General features: G+C 66.9%; 5 protein-coding genes (1 of these 5 running past the window's edge). 3 read left to right on the top strand and 2 right to left on the bottom strand.

Features of this window, described 5'->3' with window-relative positions:
• The first annotated feature begins 2 nt into the window (after positions 1–2).
• Together F600_RS0125780 and cobM are read left to right on the top strand one after the other, a co-directional pair.
• Positions 3–812, top strand: a complete 810-nt coding sequence (locus tag F600_RS0125780) for an HpcH/HpaI aldolase/citrate lyase family protein (protein ID WP_018163564.1) — start codon at positions 3–5, stop codon at positions 810–812.
• A 27-nt stretch (positions 813–839) separates the two neighbouring features.
• Positions 840–1,580, top strand: a complete 741-nt coding sequence (cobM, locus tag F600_RS0125775) for a precorrin-4 C(11)-methyltransferase (RefSeq protein WP_018163563.1) — start codon at positions 840–842, stop codon at positions 1,578–1,580.
• Positions 1,581–1,603: 23 nt separating this feature from the next.
• Here cobM and F600_RS29885 read toward each other — a convergent pair whose 3' ends face one another.
• Together F600_RS29885 and F600_RS0125765 are read right to left on the bottom strand one after the other, a co-directional pair.
• A complete protein-coding gene (locus F600_RS29885; protein ID WP_018163562.1) occupies positions 1,604–2,611 on the bottom strand; it encodes a hypothetical protein in 1,008 nt (335 codons plus the stop codon).
• Between the two features lie 146 nt (positions 2,612–2,757).
• Positions 2,758–3,717, bottom strand: coding sequence for a sulfotransferase domain-containing protein (locus F600_RS0125765; RefSeq protein WP_018163561.1), 960 nt, complete (start codon positions 3,715–3,717; stop codon positions 2,758–2,760).
• Positions 3,718–4,104: 387 nt separating this feature from the next.
• Here F600_RS0125765 and F600_RS29880 point away from each other — a divergent pair, with 387 nt between their 5' ends.
• Positions 4,105–20,109: the 5' end (the start) of a non-ribosomal peptide synthase/polyketide synthase gene (locus F600_RS29880; RefSeq protein ID WP_018163560.1), read on the top strand. The gene runs 31,302 nt beyond the window's last position; the window shows 16,005 of its 47,307 coding nt (coding positions 1–16,005); its start codon is at positions 4,105–4,107; the stop codon falls past the right edge of the window.

Here is a 20,109-nt window from a genome sequence, read left to right as displayed (position 1 = left end):
GTATGACGTGGACGCCCGCAGGCCCGGCCTGGCTGTTCTGTCCGGCGGATCGGCCGGAGCGGTACGCGAAGGCCGCCGAGCGAGCGGACGTGGTGATCCTCGATCTCGAGGACGCCGTCGCGCCGGAGAATAAGGCGGCCGCCCGCGAAGCGCTCGTCGGCAGCACGCTCGATCCGGCACGGACGGCTGTGCGGATCAACCGTGCGGGCACCGACGACTGGGTCGCCGACATGAAGGCGCTGGTAGCGTCGCCGTTCCGGACGGTTCTGCTGGCCAAATGCGAGTCGGAACGGGAGGTCATCGACACCCGGCTGTTGTCGGTGATTCCGATGATCGAGACGGTCCGCGGGGCACTGTCGGTGGGCGAGATGCTGCGGCACGCGAACGTCATCGGCGTGACGTGGGGCTGTGAGGACCTCGCGGCCAGCCTCGGCGGTACCTCGAGTCGGAGGCCGGATGGCACCTACCTCGACACCGCGCGGCACGTACGCACGACCGCGCTGATGTCTGCGAAAGCTCTGGGCCATTTCGCGATTGATGCGGTGTTCGCCGACATCCCCGACCTGGACGGGATCGAAACGGAGGCGGCCGAGGCGGCAGCCATGGGCTACGACGGTAAGGCCGTGATCCACCCCAACCAAGTCGAACCGGTCCGGACCGCGTTCCGGCCGGACGATGCTCAGCTCGCCTGGGCCCGCGGTGTGCTCGCGGCCGGCGAGGGCCAGGGCGGCGTGTTCACGTTCGACGGAAAGATGGTCGACGAGCCGGTCCTGCGGCAGGCCCAGCGAATGGTGGCCCGCGCCGGGGTGTGACGCGAGGCGTCCGGCACACTAGCGGTGATGACTGTTCACTTCATCGGCGCCGGACCCGGCGCCGCCGATCTGCTGACGTTGCGGGCCGTAGCGCTGCTGCAACGCGCGGGCGTGTGCCTCTATGCGGGCACCTACCTCGATGATGCCGTTCTCGGCCATTGCTCTCCCGCGTGCGAGCTCGTCGACACCCAGAACCTCGATCTCGATCAGATCGTCGCGGTGATGACCCGTGCGACGGCCGAAGGGAAGGACGTGGCCCGGCTGTGCTCCGGCGACCCGTCCCTCTACTCAGCTGTCACCGAGCAGATCAAGCGCCTCGACGCTGCCGGCGTCGCGTGGGACATCACGCCGGGTGTGCCGGCGTATGCCGCGGCTGCGGCGATCCTGGGTTCGGAGCTGACCGTGCCCGAGCTGGCGCAGTCGGTCGTTCTGACTCGTACGCAAGCCCGGTCGACGGTCATGCCGGACAGCGAGGACCTCGAGAACTTCGCACGGACGAAAGCGACGCTGGTTCTCCACTTGGCGATCACGCGGATCGGTGCGCTCGCGGCGCAGCTCGTTCCGCACTACGGCGCCGACTGCCCAGTCGCCGTCGTGTACCGCGCGTCTCAGCCCGAGGAACTCGTCCTCCGCGCGACGCTCACGACGATTGCCGAGCAGGTGGAGAGCGCTGGCCTCAAGCAGGCCGCGGTGATCATCGTGGGGCGGGCATTGGGCGTCGAGGGCTGCGCGCAGTCGCATCTCTACGACCCTGCGCGCGCACGTTAGCGAGCCAGACGCACGGTATTTCGTCAGATACACCCCTCCCGGCGTGCAGGCTGGGCTGCATCCAGGTGGATCGCGTGCATGTTCGTGGCGGGGGCGGGGAGTCGCGCCGGCCTGATGTACCCACGCGGTGGGGTAGCCAGTCGACTCCGGCGCCGAGATTCCATGACCAGGGCCATCGCTCGTGAGTCACCGATGTCGTCCCACACCCACCTGCTCACGCGGAAGCCGAGATCGCGGAAGGCGTCTTCTCGGCGCTTCTCGGCGATGACGACGTCCGCAACCGATTGACCCGGCTTTGCATACTTCGTGTACTTGGTCTTGCCGTCGAACTCGCCGATCCAGGCGTCGTCGTAGAAGTCGCACCGACCGACGAACCTTCCGTGCTCGTCGAACACATCGCCTTGCGAGTCCGGCAGATCGTCGAGCAGGTGAAACTGCTCGCGGCTCAGTGACTCGCCCGCGCTCTCGGCGCGCGGTTCGATGAGAGTGATTGCTCGTCGCGCGGCCGCGGCGCCTTTGCATCCTTTCGCAGCGTCGACTTCAGCGATCAGGTCGCTGCGGCTCACGCCGTACGTGCGCGCCAGGTTGTCTCCACAGACAAGGGCGCTGCCCAACGGCAGCGTGCGCGCCAGGTCCACGATGGTGCGAGCCGGCGTCGTGACAAGGACTCCGTCGACGGAAACACCCTGGTCGATGGCTGCGTTGTGGACTATCAGGCCGGACTTGATTCGCCCACCGCTCTGCCGATTGCGCGTTACGTGAATCGTACGAAGATCGGTGTTCCACAGCGTCGCGCCGAGCATCACCGCCGCGGATTGGTGGCTCACGACCGCTTGTTCGCTTAATCGTGCGGTACGCGCAATGACGGCCAGTCGATGCCGCTCGACGTCGGACAGGTCGGCGAGTTTCGACGATTCGGCGTACACGCCTGCGGCTAGACGGGACCACTGATCAGCGTTTCGATTCGTCCGGATCTCCGAATCGGTGAAGCCCCTGGCGAGGATGTCTTTGCGGCGAAACAGCTCGGGCACACGTCCACTCTTGCCAACGACGGGCCGCGGGCGTGAACCCCGGATCCCGGGGTCTCGAATCTGCACCCGTGTCGTCCGGCCACACCCCAAACAGACCGCTATTGGGTTTGGCTCTGGCTGGTAGAGGTGCAGATTTGGGACGCGGGCTAACCCCAGCCCAAATCCCGACCGAGCAACTCGTACAGCTTGGCGTTGTGCGGGGCGTAGAAGTCGACGAGGCGAGCCCGCGAGGCTTCATCCTCGGCCGGTGCCTCAACGGGGTTCTCGTTGAGCTTCGGTCCCCGCACGTAGGGGATGGACTCGAGTCCAAGGAACGCGTAGACGGAGTCGAGCGTTTCGGCGGGCTTCCGGAAGTAGTCCTCGGCGGCCAGGATCAGAACGTTGTCCCGCCCGAGTTCGTTGAGCCATGGTTCGACGAGGTCGGCGTACAGCCCGCATTGCAGGAAGGGCTCGCCGCAGATCGTCGGGGCCGGCTTCGGGTAGTCGGCGAGAGCGCGGTCTACGAAGGCGGAGTACGACGCGAAGTGCGGCTGACGCAGGAGCGCCGGTCCGCCGAACATGATCTCCCACTTGTAGTGGGAGTACGCGCGGTTCACCGGGTCGCGCAGCACCAGGATCGCCTTGCCCTCCGGCACGGCTGCGTGGAACTTGGCCGACAGTGGTCGATGCGAGAGCCATGGCGTGAAGTAACCGGTACGGGCAGCACCGCTCGCGTCCCGCGTCGACGCCATCTCCTCGACGGTGGGGTAGTACGCACGCCACGACTCGACCTTGTCGTTGAAGATCTCCTTCGAGAACGGCGGCACGATGCTCGGGTGGGCGAAGAGGTTGGTCGCGAGGTCGCTCGTGCCGCTCTTGATCGAGCCCACGCAGGCGAAGTCCGGCAACACACGAGGCCCGCCACTGAGGCGACGAGCGAGAAGCCGCCACTTCGGCGGATACCCCCAGTAATGAGAGAGGAACTGCGCGCGAAAGAGAAGGCGGAACGCCTTTCCATACCGGATGGCGATGGGTTCAGGAGACCAGCGGAGCATGCGAATGTCAGTTATGACGTCATAACACTCGGTGTACTTGCGGAGGTCCCGCTGCGCACTGTCAATGATCAACGTTGATCTGTCCCCTGATTGACGGACGGTTTGGGAACCCACTCTAGTTCGCATTTCAAACATCGCAGCGAGTCAACGTGGTTGTTACCAACTTCCGCCGAGGACGGACCTGTCGGTGAGGGCGCGTAGACTCTGAAGCGGTCAAGTGGGTACTCATCGAGCAAGCTGGAATGCGGTTTCTTCAATTCGTTTCTCTCCCAGTCCAAGTACCCCGTGCTGCCTGCGTCGCCATCAGGTCTGCAGGTACCCCGTTCGCGCTGCGTGTCAAACACGCGGGCGCGTCCCCGGTTCACCCGGAACAGAGCCTGATGGCGATTGAATAGGAAGTTGGCAATCTTGCGTTGCGCGCGTTTGGGGTCCCTCGCGGGCCGGGAAGGACAGTAGGCCTTGTACGACGAGGTTCATTACGACCGGACTCAACCTGCCGCCCCCACCTCGGAACCGTTTCCGCTTTCACCTGCCCAGCTGGGTATCTGGTACGCGCAGCACGTCGACCCTCAGGTCCCCGTCAACATCGCCAACTGCATCGAGTTCAACGGACCGATCGACCTCGACGTCCTGCAAGACGCGGGTGACGCGGCGGCCGAGGAACTGCAGTCCTACTTCGTGCGCGTCGTCGAGGTCAACGGCCAGCCGATGCAGGTCGTCGATTTTTCGGCACCTCGTGTCCTGACCTTCATCGATCTTCGGAACGCACCGGACCCGGAAGCCGCGGCCCGCGAATGGATGCGCGAGGACTACAGCCGTCCGGTCGACCTGCTCAAGGACCGCCTGACGTTCGCGGCCCTCCTGCAGACCGACGATCAGCGGTTCTGGTGGTACTCGCGCGTCCACCACATCGTGCTCGACGGCTTCGGCGCCATGAACTACCTCAACCGGATCGCCGAGCACTACACGGCAATGGTCTCCGGGACCGAGGCCAAGTCGGTCAAGTCGGTCTCGCTCCAGAAGATGGTCGAGGACGAGATCAGCTACCGCGACAGTTCGCGGTTCGCGCTCGACAAGGAACACTGGGCCGAGCGCGTGGCGGGCCTCGAACAAGGTACAAGCCTCACCGGCCGCAGCGCTCCGCCGGCCGCCCTGAACGGCCTCGCCAGTGGGCAGCTCTCGGAGGCGCAGTTCGCGCTCATGGACGACGCGGTCGCGCGTCATGCGAACAGTGACGCGGGCCTGCTGCTCGCCGCGTTCGCCGCCTACCTCGCGCAGACCACCGACACCACTGACGTCATCCTCAGCCTTCCCGTCACCGCGCGTGTCAATGCACTGATGCGTCGTAGCGCCGGCATGGTGTCGAACATCGTGCCGTTGCGTTTCCGCGTCGAGGCCGACACGACGGTCGGCGACCTGCTGGCCAACGTGGCCCTTGAGGTCACCGGCGCCCTGCGCCACCAGCGCTACCGCCACGAGGACATCCGTCGCGACAGCTCGTCGGAGACCAACAACGCCAAAGAGTTCTTCGGCCCGTGGGTCAACATCATGCTGTTCAACGACACCATCACGTTCGGTGACGTCGTCGGCAACTATCACGTGCTCTCGACCGGAAGCGTCGAAGACCTCGGCGTCAACCTCTACAAGTCGGGGGGTGGCACCAAGACCCACATCGACTTCGAGACGAACCCCAATCTCTACACGGCCGACGAGGCCAAGGCACACCACCGCCGCTTCCTCGAGTTCTTCACCCGATTCCTGGCGGCGCCCGCCGATGAGCTCGTGTGGCGGATTCCGATCGTCGGCGAGGACGAGGCCGAGCGTGCACTCGTCGCCTGGAACCAGACGGCTCACGAGGTTCCGGCCACGACGCTGACTGCGCTGATGAAGGAATCCTTCATTCGCAATGCGGACCGCATCGCCCTCAATTACGAGGGCACCGAACTCACGTACGCGGAACTCGACGCCCGCGTCGAGCGGCTGGCTCGCCACCTCGCTGGAATGGGTGTCGGCCCCGAGGCGTTCGTCGCCGTCGGCATCCGGCGATCGGTCGAACTCGTCGTCGCCATCTACGCCGTCCTGCGCGCCGGTGGTGCGTACGTCCCGATCGATCCCGATCACCCGGCCGAGCGCACGGGTTACATCCTTGAGTCCTCGAACCCGGTCTGTGTGCTCACCACGGCACGCGACGAGCTCGATCTCACCGACGACGTCGAGCGCATCTACGTCGACGAGTTCGAATCCGGCGACTTGAGTCTGACCGCCGAGTTCATCGCGCCGCGGCCGACGAACACGGCATACGTCATCTACACGTCCGGCTCGACCGGTCGACCCAAGGGTGTCGCGGTCCAGCACCAGTCGATCGTCAACCAGACCCTCTGGATGAACCAGGAATACCGGCTCGACGAAAACGACGTCTACCTGCAGAAGACGGCGACGACGTTCGACGTCTCGCTGTGGGGTTGGTTCATGCCGATCCTCGCGGGCGCCAAGCTCGTGGTGTCGACGCATGACGGACACCGCGACCCGGCGTATGTCGCGTCGGTCATCGAGCGCGAACGCGTCACGCTGACGGACTTCGTGCCGTCGATGCTGACGGTGTTCGCCAACCAGGTGACCGCCGATCAGATCGGGTCCCTACGCGACGTCTTCGTCGTCGGTGAGGCGTTCCCGCCGGAGACCGCTGCGGCGTTCCGCGCGATCAGTGCGGCCGGTCTGCACAACCTCTACGGACCGACCGAAGCGGCCGTCACCGTCACCTACTGGCAGACCTCCATCGCGGACAAGACGACCGTTCCGATCGGTGTGCCCGAATGGAACGTGCAGGTCTACGTCCTCGACACCCACCTGCGGCCCGCGCCGATCGGCACCCCGGGTGAGCTCTACCTCGCGGGCGTCCAGCTCGCGCGCGGGTATGTCGGTCGCCCGGACCTGAGTGCCGAACGCTTCGTGGCGAACCCGTACGGTCCCGCGGGTTCGAAGATGTACCGCACCGGCGACCTCGTGCGGTGGAACGCCGCTGGAGCTATCGAGTACTACGGTCGACTCGACTTCCAGGTGAAGTTCCGCGGCCAGCGCATCGAGCTCGGTGAAATCGAGTCCGCGCTGCTCGCGCTGGAGAACATCAACCAGGCCGCCGTTCTCGTCGTCGAGATGGCGACCGGTCAGCAGCTCGTCGCCTATGTCGTCGGCGATAGTCCGGACCCGGTGTCCGTGGCCCGTTCTCTGGCCCACTCGCTGCCGTCGTACATGATCCCGGGCTCGGTCATGGTCCTCGACGCCTTCCCGCTCAACCCCAGCGGAAAGCTCGACCGCAAGGCGCTGCCGCAGCCCGAGTTCACCGTCGACACCGACAACTACCGGGAACCGCGGAACCCCGCGGAGGAGATCGTCGCGTCGATCTACGCGGACGTGCTCGGCGTCCCGCTCGTCGGCATCGACGGCAACTTCTTCGACCTCGGCGGTAACTCGCTCGTCGCGACGCAGGTCGTGAGTCGCATCGGCGCTGCCTTCGGCACGCAGATCGGTGTGCGAGTTCTGTTCGAGTCGCCGACTGTCGCCGGGATGGCGGCCCGCGCGGCCGCTGAGAAGTCGGCTGCCCCGCGCCCGCCACTCGTTGCACGCAAGCGCCGGGGGCATGTGCCGCTGTCGTCGGCGCAGCAGCGAATGTGGTTCATCAACCAGTTCGACCCCACGGTTCCGGCCTACAACCTGCCCTTCGTCCTGCGGTTGACCGGCAACGTCGACCCGGCGGCCATGGCTGCGGCGCTGCGCGATGTGGTGTCCCGGCATGAGTCGCTGCGCACGATCTACCCGGTCTCGGGGGACAGCGGCTACCAGCACGTCGTGCCCATGGGCGACGTCAACCTCGACCTGGATCCGGTGCCGTCGAGCGAGCAGTCGCTCGTCGATCAGCTGCGTGACTTCGCCTCCAACGGTTTCGACGTCTCGCAGGAACTGCCGATTCGGGCCCGAATCTTCCGCCTCGCCGACAACGACTACGCCGTCGCGATGGTCGTCCACCACATCGCTGCGGACGGCTTCTCGTTCACACCGCTGGCCACGGACGTCGCCGTCGCCTATATGGCGCGCGCCGCCGGCGAAGCGCCGGGTTGGGCGCCGCTGCCGGTGCAGTACCAGGACTACACGGTCTGGCAGCTCGACCTGCTCGGCGCCGAGACCAATGCGGACTCGCTGATATCGCGCGAGATCGAATTCTGGAAGAAGACGCTCGACGGGCTGCCGGACCAGCTCGACCTTCCGTCGGACCGGCCGCGTCCGAACCGCCAGTCGTTCCGTGGTGCACGTCTGCCGTTCGAGATCGACGCCGACCTCCACGGTCGCCTGCAGGCTCTCGCCCGCGCGAACGGTGTCACGCTGTTCATGCTGCTGCACAGCGCTCTCGCGGTGCTGCTGTCGCGGATGAGCGCGACCGAGGACATCGCCATCGGTACGCCGATCGCGGGCCGTGGTGAGGAAGCGCTCGACCAGCTCATCGGTATGTTCGTCAACACGCTCGTGCTGCGCACCGAGATCGAGCCGGGCGAGAGCTTCGCCGACCTGCTCGCACGCACGCGCGACGCGGACCTCGCGGCCTTCGCACATTCCGCGGTGCCGTTCGAGCGGCTCGTCGAAGTGCTCAATCCGGTTCGCTCGCAGGCTCGTTCGCCGCTGTTCCAGGTGACGCTGTCGCTGCAGAAGCAGCCGGAAACCTCGATGTCGCTCGGCGATCTCGAGGTCAGCGCCACCGAGATCAAGGTCGACATCGCGAACTTCGACCTGCAGTTCATGCTGTCCGAGCGCCCGGTCGGCACCGCTGGGGCAGCGGCCGGAATCTCGGCCGAACTCACGTACGCCGTTGACCTCTTCGATGAGTCGACGGTCGCCACGTTCGCGACCCGCTGGGTCCGACTGCTCGATGCCATCACGCGCGACGCCGCGCAGTCCGTCGGCGAGATCGACATCCTCGAGCCGGCCGAATTCGCTGACCTGACGGCCCGCATCGGTGCGCACGCTGAGCCGATCCGCATGCTTCCCGAGCTGCTCGCCGACGCCGTGGCGATCAACCCGGACGGCATCGGAGTTGTCTTCGACGAACGCGAGATTCCGTTCTCGGTTCTCGACGCGGACTCCAACCGCCTCGCGCGGCACCTCATCGCAAAGGGCGCAGGCCCGGAGACGATCGTCGCGATCTCGGTCCCGCGGTCCTACGAATCGGTTCGCGCGTGGTGGGCGGTCGCCAAGACCGGTGCCGCGTTCGTGCCGGTCGACCCGAACTACCCGGCCGACCGCATCCTGCACATGCTGCGCGATTCCGGGGTCACCCTCGGTGTCACCGTGGAGGCAGTGGCTGGTCAGCTACCGGACGACATCGACTGGGTGCTCGCCACGGACGAGCTGGCCGACCTCGACAGCGCCGCGCTGACCGACGCGGACCGCAATGAGCCGATCGCGCCGGAGAACCCGGCGTACGTCATCTACACCTCGGGTTCGACGGGTCTGCCGAAGGGCGTCGTCGTCACCCACATCGGTATCGCGAACCTTGCCCTCGAGATGCGCGACACCTACGGGATCACGAAGGACTCGCGCGTCCTGCAGGTCGCGTCGCCGTCGTTCGACGCCTCGATCATGGAACTGCTCATGGCGTCCGGCGCCGGTGCCACTCTCGTGGTCTCGCCGCCTGACGTGTTCGGTGGCGCCGAGCTTGCGGACCTCATCCGCTACGAAGGCGTCACGCACGCGATCATCACGCCGGCCGCGCTCGCGTCGGTCGACCCGAGCGACGTGGACAGCCTCCAGTCGATCATCGCCGGTGGTGAAGCCGTCGGCGCCGAACTCGTTTCCCGCTGGTCCGGCACCGATTCCGCCGGTACCCGCCGGTTCTTCAACGCCTACGGTCCGACCGAAGCCACGGTCATGACCAACACGTCCGCGATCGCCACGGGTGAATCCGTCGTGATCGGTGGTCCGATCCGCGGGGCACACGCGCTCGTCCTCGACGGACGACTCCGTCCGGTCCCGCAGGGCGTGCCCGGAGAGCTCTACATCGGCGGCGCCCAGATCGCACGCGGCTACCACGAACGCCTGGGCCTGACCGCCGAGCGCTTCGTCGCGAACCCGTATGGCGACGCTGGTGCGCGCATGTACCGCACCGGTGACGTCGTCCGCTGGGTCGGCGACGAAATTCAGTACGTTGGCCGCTCCGACTTCCAGGTCAAGGTTCGCGGTTTCCGTATCGAACTCGGTGAGATCGACGCGGCGCTGCTCAACCACCCGACCGTCGACTTCGCGACCACGATCGGCCACACCAACTCCCAAGGTGTGACATCGCTCGTCGCGTACGTCGTCGCGGCGGCGGGGGAGCACATCAGCACCCATGAGCTGACCGAGCACGTGGGTCAGTCACTGCCGTCGTACATGGTGCCCTCGGCGATCATGGTGCTCGACTTCGTGCCGCTGACCCCGGGTGGAAAGCTCGACCGCAAGGCACTCCCCGAGCCGACCTTCAAGATGCGCGTCCTGCGGGTGTTCCGCCCGCCGACGACCGCGATCGAGGAGATCGTCGCGGACGTGTTCCAAGACGTGCTCGGTGTTCCGCGCGTGGGCGTCGACGACGACTTCTTCACCCTCGGTGGTAACTCGCTCATCGCGACGCAGGTCGCTTCGCGTCTGGGTTCGGCTCTCGACGTCCGCGTTCCGGTGCGCCTGATCTTCGAGAACTCGACTGTCGCTGCGCTCGCCGCGCGCGTCGAGACCCACATGGGTGACGGCGGACGCAAGCCGCTCGTCGCGGGCCCGCGCCCGGACCACATCCCGCTGTCGCTCGCTCAGCAGCGCATGTGGTTCATGAACCGCTTCGACCCGGAGTCGGCGGTCAACAACGTCCCGATCGCGATCCGCCTCGAAGGCGAGCTAGACGTCGCCGCGATGCAGATCGCCGTCATCGACGTGCTCAACCACCACGAGTCGCTGCGCACGCTGTTCCCGCAGACCGACAACGGTCCGGCGCAGGTCATCACCGACGCCGCTCGCGTTGTACCCGACCTCACGCCGATCCCGGTGTCGCCGGACACGCTCGAGGCCGAGCTCATCGAGATGGCGAGCATGGGCTTCGACGTCACCTCCGAGGTGCCGGTCCACGCGGGTCTGTTCGAACTCAGCGAGTCCGAGTACGTTCTCGTGCTGGTCGTCCACCACATCTCGACCGACGGTTGGTCGATGGGACCGCTCGCGCGCGATGTCATGACGGCATACGCGTCGCGCACCCACTGGGAGTCTCCGGCGCTGACGCCGCTGCCGGTCCAGTACGCCGACTACGCGCTGTGGCAGCGCGAGGTGCTGGGCTCGGAGGACAACCCCGAATCGCTCATCAGCCAGCAGGTCGATTACTGGCGGAAGGCTCTGGCCGGTCTCCCGGACCAGATCGACCTGCCGACGGACCGTCCGCGGCCGGCGACGGCGTCCTTTGCCGGTGCCAGCTTCTCGATGACGATTCCGGCGGAGCTCCACGTCAAGGCGCTCGAACTCGGTCGTGCGCACAACACGTCGCTGTTCATGGTGATGCACGGTGTGCTCGCCGTGCTGCTGAGCCGTCTCTCCGGAACCGACGACATCGTCATCGGTACGCCGGTCGCGGGTCGCGGTGAAGCCGCCCTCGACGACCTCATCGGTATGTTCGTCAACACCCTCGTGCTGCGTACGACGGCTCAGCAGGGCGAGTCGTTCAACCAGCTCCTGTCGACGGTTCGCGACACCGACCTGGCGGCGTTCAGCCACGCGGACGTGCCGTTCGAGCGTCTCGTTGAGATCCTCAACCCGCCGCGTTCGGCGGCCCGCCACCCGCTGTTCCAGGTGTCGCTGTCGCTGCAGAACACCGGTCCGGTGCGCCTCGAACTGCCGAGCCTGAGCATCTCCACGGTCGAATTCGACCCGGGCCTGGCCAAGTTCGACATCGCGCTCAACATTCGTGAAGACGCTGGTCACGGTGGTCTCCTGATGTCGGCGAACGAGAGTGGCCCGCTCATCGCGGAGTTCAGCTACGCCACCGATCTGTTCGATGAGCGGACGATCCGCAGTTTCGGGGACCGCCTCGTCCGCATCCTCGAAGCCGTCATCGCGAACCCGGACGCACCGGTCGACGAGGTCGAGATCCTCGACGGCCACGAGCGTGCCGTGCTCACGTCTCGCTCGGGCGGCGCCGGCGTTGCGCCGGTCGTGCTGCCGCAGTTGCTCGCTCGCGCGGTCGAAGCCAATGTCGACGGCACCGCGATCGTCTTCGGGGAAACCGAGGTCAGCTACGCGGAACTCGACGAGCGTTCGAACCGGCTCGCACGGGTTCTGATCGACTATGGCGTCGGTCCGGAGAAGGTCGTCGCGATCGGTATCACCCGGTCGGTCGAATCGGTGCTCGCGTGGTGGTCCGTCGCGAAGACGGGTGCGGCGTTCGTGCCGGTCGACCCGAACTACCCGGCTGACCGCATCCTGCACATGGTCACCGACTCGGGATCCGTGGTGGGTCTGGCTGCCGGTGCGAATGATCTGCCGGCAGAGATCGAGTGGCTCGACATCACCGCGCTCGACACCAGTGACGTCTCGGGTGCCCCGGTCACCGACGCGGACCGCCGGTCGCCGGTGCGCGTCGCGAACACCGCGTACCTCATCTACACGTCCGGTTCGACGGGTCTGCCGAAGGGCGTCGCCGTCACGCACGCCGGTCTCGCGAACTTCGCCGAGGAGATGCGCCACCGCTACGGGGTGACCTCTGCCTCGCGGACGCTGCACGTGGCGTCGCCGTCGTTCGACGCCTCGGTTCTGGAACTGCTTCTCGCGATCGGTTCCGGCGCGACCATGGTCGTCGTCCCGCAGACGGTCTTCGGTGGTGCGGACCTCGCCGAGGTTCTGCGCATCCAGCGGGTGACCCATGCGTTCATCACGCCGGCCGCACTGGCGTCGGTCGATCCGGCCGGGCTCGACGACCTCGAGGTCGTGGCATCCGGTGGTGAGTCGGTACCGGCCGATCTGGTCCAGCGTTGGGTGACGTTCGATGCGGACGGCACCTGCGGTCGCAAGTTCTTCAACGCCTACGGTCCGACCGAGGCGACCATCGCAACGAACCTGTCCGATGCCCTCATCCCCGGAGACCGCGTCACGATCGGTGGCCCGATCCGTGGTCTGCAGGCTCTCGTCCTCGACCGCGCGCTGCAGCCGGTCCCGGTCGGTGTCGCGGGTGAGCTCTATGTCGCCGGTATTCAGGTGGCACGCGGGTACCACCAGCGCCTGGGGCTGACGGCCGAGCGGTTCGTCGCGAACCCGTTCGGAACCGCTGGCCAGCGCATGTACCGCACGGGTGACGTCGTCCGCTGGACGGAGAACGGCTCGATCGAGTACGTCGGTCGGTCGGACAGCCAGGTCAAGGTTCGCGGTTTCCGTATCGAGCTCGGCGAGATCGATCAGGCGCTCTCCCGGCACACCTCTGTCGATTTCGCGGTTACGGTCGGCCACAAGAGCTCCACGGGAGTGGTCTCTCTCGCGGCGTACGTCGTGGCGAAGCCCGGCATGATCATCGACACCGCGGAGCTCAGCGCTTACGTCGGGGAGTTCCTGCCGGCCTACATGGTCCCCGCGTCGATCATGGTTCTCGACGAGGTCCCGCTGACCCCGGGTGGCAAGCTCGACCGCAAGGCACTGCCGGACCCGGTGTTCCAGGCGCGCGCGTTCCGTGCCCCGTCGACGCTCGTCGAAGAGATCGTGGCGTCGGTGTTCACCGAGGTTCTCGGCCTCGAAAACCTGGTCGGTGCCGACGACGACTTCTTCGAACTCGGCGGAAACTCGCTGCTCGCAACGCAGTTGGTGGCTCGCCTCGGTGCGTCCCTCGATGCCCAGGTCGCGGTTCGTACCGTGTTCGAGGCCTCGACGGTCGCCGGCCTCGCCGCCCGCGTGGAGACACAGGTCGGTGAGGGCGGCCGTAAGGCACTTGTCGCCAAGGAGCGCCCGCAGCGCGTTCCGCTGTCTCTCGCGCAGCAGCGCATGTGGTTCCTCAACCGCTTCGATCCCGAGTCGGCCGTCGACAACGTGCCGGTCGCGATCCAGCTGTCCGGCGCGCTCGACCTCGCGGCCCTGCGTGCCGCGGTCGCCGATGTCGTCGGCCGCCACGAAGTGCTGCGCACGGTCTACCCGCAGGTCGACGGTTCCGCGGTGCAGGTCATCCGCCGCACGTCGGACGTCGTGCCGCACCTCGACCCGATCCGCGTCGCCCCGTCGGACCTCATTGCCGAAGTCACCGCGCTCGCGACTCAGGGCTTCGACGTCACGACCGAGGTTCCGGTCCGGTTCGCGCTGTTCCAAGCAGCCGAAACCGAGTTCGTGCTGGTCCTGGTTCTGCACCACATCGCCGGTGACGGTTTCTCGATGGGACCGCTCGCTCGCGACGTCATGGTCGCCTACAGCGCTCGCGCTCGCCGCATGGAGCCGGGCTGGTCGCCGCTGGTCGTCCAGTACGCCGACTATGCGCTGTGGCAGCGTGAGGTCCTGGGCTCCGAAGACGACCCGGCATCGCTCATTTCGCGTCAGTTCAGCCACTGGACGCAGCAGCTCGCCGACCTGCCGACCCTGCTCGAATTGCCGACCGACAAGCCGCGCCCGGCGGTCGCGTCGTACCGCGGTGGACGGCACCTCTTCACGGTCCCGGCCGAGGTCACGCGCTCGCTCAGCAGCCTCGCGCAGGCCAGCGGTGCCTCGCTGTTCATGACGGTGCACGCCGGTCTGTCGATCCTGCTGTCAAAGCTGTCGGGCATGGACGACATCGCGGTCGGTACGCCGGTCGCGGGTCGTGGTGAAGCTGCCCTCGACGACCTCGTCGGCATGTTCGTCAACACCCTCGTGCTGCGCGCACACGTCGACGCCGAGCAGTCGTTCGCCGACCTGTTGGCGCAGATCCGTGACACCGACCTCGGCGCGTTCAGCAACGCGGACGTTCCGTTCGAGCGGCTCGTCGAGGTGCTCAACCCGCGTCGTTCGACCGCGCACGCACCGCTCTTCCAGGTGATGCTCGCGTTCCAGAACCTCGGTCCGGTGCGCTTCGAGCTGCCGGGTCTCACGGTCTCGGCGCTCGACTTCGACCCCGGCGTCGCGAAGTTCGACATGCAGGTCACGTTCGGCGAGGAGTACGACGCCGACGGCCAGCTCAGTGCCCTCCGCGGCGAGATCTCGTACGCGAGCGACCTGTTCGAGGCGTCGACGATCGAGGTGTTCGCCGAGCGTCTGGTCCGGATCTTCACCCAGATCGGCGCGACCGCGGACCTCCCGCTGCGCGACATCGCGCTGCTCAGCGAGACCGAGCGCAAGCGCGTACTGGTCGAACTCAACGAGACATCGCACGAGATCGACCCGGCGCTGACGCTGCCTGCGGTGTTCCAGGCTCAGGTTCAGGCCACTCCGGACGCCGTCGCGGTCGTCGCGGGCGACGTCGAGCTGACCTACGCCGAGTTCTCGGCCCGCGTCAACAAGCTCGCGCGCTACCTGGTGGCCGGGGGCGTTGGTCCGGAGTCTCGCGTCGCGCTCGGTATGCGCCGCTCGCTCGACATGGTCACCGCGATGTACGCGGTGCATGCCGCCGGTGGTGCCTACGTGCCGATCGACCCGGACTACCCGGCCGACCGCATCGAGTACATCCTCGAAACGGCCGAGCCAACCGTCGTCCTGACCACCGTCGCCGACGGCATGGCCGGCATCCAGATTGAGACCCTCGATCTGTCGCGGTACTCCGAGGCGCCAATCACCGACGCCGAGCGCACCGCACCGCTGAACCCGGGCAACCTCGCGTACATCATCTTCACGTCCGGTTCGACCGGTCGTCCGAAGGGCGTGGCGATCTCGCATCGCTCGGCCGTCAACCAGGTCCTGTGGCTCGCCGACGAGTACGGCATCAACGCCGACGACGTCGTGCTGCAGAAGACGCCGTCGACGTTCGACGTGTCCGTGTGGGAGCTGTTCTCGACGCTTGCGGTGGGCGCGCGCATGGTCATCGCGACCGCGGACGGCCACGGCGACCCGGCCTACCTCGCGGATGTTATTGCGGCACAGCGCGTCACGATGACGTCGTTCGTTCCGTCGATGCTCTCGGTGTTTGCCTCGCAGGTCCAGCCGGGCTCGGTCGACAGCCTCCGCTACGTGCTCATCGCCGGTGAGGCGCTGACCGGCCGCACGGTTGCGGCACTCGCTCGGGTGTCCGACGCTGTTCCCGCCAACCTCTATGGTCCGACCGAGTTCACCGTCCACGCGACGAACCTCGTCATCCGCGAATACGCCGACGGCCCGGTCCCGATCGGTATGCCGGTCTGGAACGCGCAGGCGCTGATCCTCGACGCGTGGCTGCGTCCGGTTCCGGTCGGCGTCCCGGGTGAGCTCTACATGGGTGGTACCCAGGTCGCGCGTGGCTACTTCGGCCGCGGTGGCCTGACGGCCGAGCGCTTTGTCGCCAACCCATACGGGGAAGGCCGTCTGTACCGCACGGGTGACCTCGTGCGCTGGAATGCCAAGGGCGAGATCGAGTACATCGGCCGTACCGACTTCCAGGTCAAGCTGCGCGGTCTCCGCATCGAGCTCTCCGAGGTCGAAACGGTTCTCGCGGCAGAGGACTCGGTCGCGCAGACGGTCGCGATCGTCTACAAGGACGAGAACTTCGGCGAGCAGCTCGTCGCCTACGTGGTCCCGGCGTTCGGCCGGACGATCGACGCGACCGCGCTCACCAACGCGGCCCGCGCGAAGATGCCGGCCTACATGGTTCCGGCGCAGATCATCGAGCTCGAGCAGATGCCGCTCAACGCGTCCGGAAAGCTCGACCGCAAGCAGCTGCCCGCGCCGGTCTTCCAGGCCGCCGAGTACCGCGCACCGAGTGGCCCGATCGAAGAGATCGTCGCCGAGACGTACGCCGCGGTTCTCGGTATCGACCGCGTCGGTGCGGCCGACGACTTCTTCGCCCGCGGTGGTAACTCGCTGCTCGCGACGAGCGTGGTCGCGCGCCTTTCCGCAGCGCTGGACGCCCGCGTCCCGGTACGCCTGCTGTTCGAGGCGCCGACGGTCACCCACCTCGCTGCGCGCCTGGAATCTCACGCTGGTGAGGGTGGCCGCAAGGCGCTCGTCGCCAAGCCCCGTCCGGCCGAGATCCCGCTGTCGCTCGCGCAGCAGCGCATGTGGTTCCTCAACCGCTTCGACGAGTCCGCGGCCTACAACATGCCGGCCGCGATCCGCCTGTCGGGCGAACTCGATGTCGAGGCACTGCGCCGGGCGATCGCCGACGTCGTCGGCCGCCACGAGGTCCTGCGCACGATCTACCCGGAGACGGTCAACGGCCCGGTTCAGGTCGTGCTCCCGATCAGCGACGCACACGTCGATCTGCCGGTTTCCGACGTCGACGAATCCGGACTGATCCCGGCGATCGTCACCTTCACCTCGCGCACGTTCGACGTCACCACCGAGGTTCCGCTGCGCGTCGGGCTGTTCCGGGTTTCGCCGCAGGAAGCTGTGCTCGCGCTCGTCGCGCAGCACATCTCGGCCGACGGCTCGTCGATGGTTCCGCTCGCGCGGGACATCATGATCGCCTACTCGGCGCGGGTCCGCGGCGAGGAGCCGGGCTGGCTGCCGCTCGAAGTTCAGTACGCCGACTACGCGCTGTGGCAGCGCGAGGTTCTCGGCTCCGAGAACGATCCGGAATCTGTTGCGACGCAGCAGATCCGGTACTGGCGCGAAGCGCTCGGCGATCTGCCGGCAGTGCTGGAGCTGCCCACCGACCGCCCACGGCCCCCAGTGCAGACGTTCGCTGGTGGCCGGTCGGACATCACCCTCGACGCCGAGTTGCACCAGGCACTCGTCGATCTGGCGCGCAGCCAGGGTTCGACGCTGTTCATGGTCGTGCACACGGCGTTCGCAGTGCTGCTGTCGCGACTGTCCGGAGCGGATGACATCGCGATCGGTACGCCGAGCGCGGGTCGTGGCGAGGCTGCTCTCGAAGACCTCGTCGGTATGTTCGTCAACCAGCTCGTGTTCCGCTCGCGGGTCGAGCTCGGGACATCGTTCCAGACGTTGCTCGAACGCCAGCGCGCCACCGACCTCGACGCCTACGCCCACGCAGATGTGCCGTTCGAGCGTCTCGTCGAGGTGCTCAACCCGGTCCGTTCGACCGCGCACCACCCGTTGTTCCAGATCGGTCTGTCGTTCCAGAACCTCGCCAAGGCGAAGCTCGAACTCCCGGGCCTGACGGTCGAGCCGCTCGACTACGACATGGGTCTGTCGCAGTTCGACCTGCACCTCATCGTGTCGGACACCTATTCCCTGGACGGTGCCGCGACCGGCGTCAACGGCTTCTTCACCTACGCGAAGGACCTCTTCGACGAGGCGACCGTCGACCAGTTCGGCGAGCGTCTGGTGCGTGTGCTGCGCCAGATCGTCGCGAACCCGGGCCAGCCGGTCGGTGAGATCGAACTTCTCGACGACGCCGAGCGCACCCTCGTTCTCGACACCTGGAACGACAGTGCGGCTGAGGTCGACCACTCGCTCACCCTGGTGGACCTGTTCGAACAGGCCGCGGCCGCCACCCCGGACGCCACCGCGCTCGTGTACGAAGGCCGCCGCTGGACGTACTCCGAGTTCGCCGCTGAGGTCCACAAGATCGCACGTCACCTCGTGTCGATCGGGGTCGGTCCGGAGTCGCGGGTTGCCCTCGCGATCCGTCGCTCGCCGGAACTCGTCATCGCGATGTACGCGGTGTCGGCTGCCGGTGGTGCCTACGTTCCGGTCGACCCGGACCAGCCGGCCGATCGCACGGGCTACATCCTCGACACCGCGGCACCGGTCTGTGTGCTGACGACTGCTCGCGATGAGTTCACCGCAACTGAAGCACCCGTCCTCGTTCTCGACGACCTCGATCTCGCCGCCTACGACGGCGGTCCGCTCACCAACGCCGACCGCGTCGCCCCGCTGACCTCGTCAAACGCGGCCTACGTCATCTTCACCTCGGGTTCGACCGGTCGCCCGAAGGGCGTCATGCTGCCGCACGTCGCGGTGGCGAACCAGATCATCTGGAAGCGTCAGTACTTCGAGATGGGTGCCGGCGACGCGGTTCTGCTGAAGACCGCGGCGACGTTCGACCTCTCGGTGTGGGAGTTCTGGTCGGCGCTGGCGTCGGGCGCTGCATTGGTGATCGCGACCGCAGACGGCCACAAGGAGCCGTCCTACCTCAACGACCTCATGCGGTCGGCGAAGGTGACGACGCTGCACGTGGTCCCGTCGATGCTCGACGCCCTCATGACCGAATCCGGCAACGCGCTGCCGGGCTCGCTCCGCCGCATCCTCGCCATCGGTGAAGCCCTGCCGGCCCGCCTGGCCAAGCGCGTCGCCGACAACAACAAGCACCTGCAGTTGTTCAACCTCTACGGCCCGACCGAGGCCGCCGTTTCGGCGACCACGCACACCGTGACCTCGGCGGACGAGATCTCGGTGCCGATCGGTGGTCCCGAGTGGAACGTGCAGATGTACGTCCTCGACGCACGCCTCAACCCGGTTCCGGCGGGTGTCGCGGGAGAGCTCTATCTCGCGGGCATCCAGTTGGCACGCGGCTACTTCGCCCGTCCCGACCTCACCGCGGATCGCTTCGTCGCGAACCCGTTCGGCTCGGGTCGTCTGTACCGCACGGGTGACCTCGTCCGATTCCTGCCGAACGGCGAACTCGACTACGTCGGCCGCACCGACTTCCAGGTCAAGGTCCGCGGTTTCCGTATCGAACTCGGTGAGATCGAAGCGGTCATCGCGGCACAGCCGGAGGTCGAGCAGATCGCCGTCATCGCCCGCAAGGACGATCTGATCGGTGCTCAGCTCGTCGGTTACGTGGTAGCTGCTGATGGTCAGACAATCGACACCGGCGCGTTGGGTGCCGCGGTGGCGTCGCAGCTGCCGAGCTACATGGTTCCGGCCGCGTGGGTCGTGCTCGACGCGCTGCCGCTCAACGTCAACGGCAAACTCGACCGCAAGGCACTCCCGGCGCCGGTCTTCGCACCGCGCGTCTTCCGGGCTCCGGCGACTCCGACCGAAGAGGCCGTCGCCGACGTCTTCGCGCAGGTCCTCGGTGCCGAGCGCGTCGGTGCCGACGACGACTTCTTCTCGCTTGGTGGAAACTCGCTGCTCGCCACGCAGGTCGTCGCCCGTCTGTCAGCGGCTCTCGACACCCGCGTCGCCGTCCGTCTCATCTTCGAGGCACCGTCGGTTGCGGGCCTGGCTTCGCGCCTGGAATCGCACGTCGGCAAGGGCGGCCGCAAGGCGCTCGTCGCGCAGAAGCGTCCGGCGCACGTGCCACTGTCGCTCGCGCAGCAGCGCATGTGGTTCCTCAACCGCTTCGACCCGGAGTCGGGTGTCAACAACATCCCGCTCGCGGTGCGACTCACCGGTTCTCTCGACGTCGAAGCCATGCGGACG

It is taken from the genome of Smaragdicoccus niigatensis DSM 44881 = NBRC 103563 (assembly GCF_000380645.1).
GTDB lineage: Bacteria > Actinomycetota > Actinomycetes > Mycobacteriales > Mycobacteriaceae > Smaragdicoccus > Smaragdicoccus niigatensis.
Note: the sequence above shows the minus strand (reverse complement) of the source record. Positions and strands in the feature narration are given on the sequence as shown.

Bases quoted from the DNA above. Each gene is read 5' to 3' on its own strand.
- F600_RS0125780 (WP_018163564.1), top strand. From the start codon at position 3: ATGACGTGGACGCCCGCAGGCCCGGCCTGGCTGTTCTGTCCGGCGGAT.
- cobM (WP_018163563.1), top strand. From the start codon at position 840: ATGACTGTTCACTTCATCGGCGCCGGACCCGGCGCCGCCGATCTGCTG.